The organism is Thiolapillus sp. (assembly GCF_048562965.1).
Taxonomy (GTDB): domain Bacteria; phylum Pseudomonadota; class Gammaproteobacteria; order Chromatiales; family Chromatiaceae; genus Thiolapillus; species Thiolapillus brandeum_A.
In genome coordinates this window covers 1-1,151 of the sequence record NZ_JBHNMF010000904.1, presented here as the reverse complement: position 1 = coordinate 1,151, position 1,151 = coordinate 1, and the positions used below count along the sequence as shown (strand labels likewise).

2 protein-coding genes are annotated in these 1,151 nt (G+C 37.4%); both read left to right on the top strand.

Translation table 11 applies throughout. From position 1 onward, the window contains the following. A partial coding sequence (locus ACOCD2_RS21060; protein WP_419626048.1) for a type IV secretion system protein occupies positions 1–872 on the top strand: 872 nt, incomplete at its 5' end. Positions 873–955: 83 nt separating this feature from the next. Continuing rightward, positions 956–1,151, top strand: a 196-nt coding sequence (locus tag ACOCD2_RS21055; protein ID WP_295514190.1) for a hypothetical protein, incomplete at its 3' end; no start/stop codon positions are given.

Below are 1,151 nucleotides of genomic sequence, written 5' to 3'. Positions count from 1 at the left end.
GTTGGTTAAAGCCGATTTTTAATAATGTCCTAATAATATATTTTGCGCTTTGGGGAATCGCGCATATGCTTGGTAAGATAGATGAGCTTTTAATTACCGGCATATCAAGAATTATAAAAATATCCGTTGTTATCGCCTTTGCATTAAATATAACCATTTACGCACCAGTAATTATTGCTTTCGTGTACGGTGCGGGTACTCAGCTATCTTCAGTTGTTATGATTGGCGGTGCACCTACTGCTGATTCACTTGAAAACCTCGATCTACTATTAAAAGTCGCTTTTTCATTAGCTGATATTTCTATAGAACAGCTTAGTGTTTATCCTGATTCCTATGTTTACCTTATAGTAGCGCTGTTTTTATGGATTGGATCAATTGCGCTTACATTATTTTCGGCTTTTTTAATCATATCTTCTAAAATGTTGATTTCCTTACTCCTTATTGCGGGACCAATATTTATAGTGCTATCGCTATTTGAGCAAACAAAAAAATTTACAGAGTCATGGGTAGGGCAATTAGCCAACTACACACTAATTTTATTTTTTGTTTCAATAATACTAAATATTATTATCGAAATAGTGGCTGAACAAGTGAAGCCATTAGATGCCGCAAAAGGACTAAATGATGCTGCTGTTATATTTATAGCATTTGCTTTTGGTACATTGATTTTGCGCCAAATACCGTCAATCGCTACAGCTATTGGTGGTGGAATTGCCTTTTCCACAATGGGGGCGTTTGCTGGGGCGGTAGACAGAGCGCAAAAAGTAGCAGGATTATCGAAAAACACACGGCCTTACAAAGCTGCAAGTCAATATCTAACAACAGAAAGAAAGATTCCAGCATTCCGCAGTAATAAGATTTTCAGACGATAAATTTTTTTGGGCGCAATTTTGCAATATATATAATATTGCGATGCAAAACATGCACTATTGATTTAATTGTGGAGAATCACACAGTGAAAAACCTATCAATTGCCTTGCTGTATTTTGCCTTGGCAGGTTGCGAATCGTTGCCGTTCACACCGCCGCCGCCACCACAGTGCGACCCAGCCGAACCACTGAGGATGATTAACGACAAATCGCTTTATCCCGCTGTTTCGGTATCTTCAGAAGATAACAAAATGAATATTCAATTAAATATTGAAAATAATG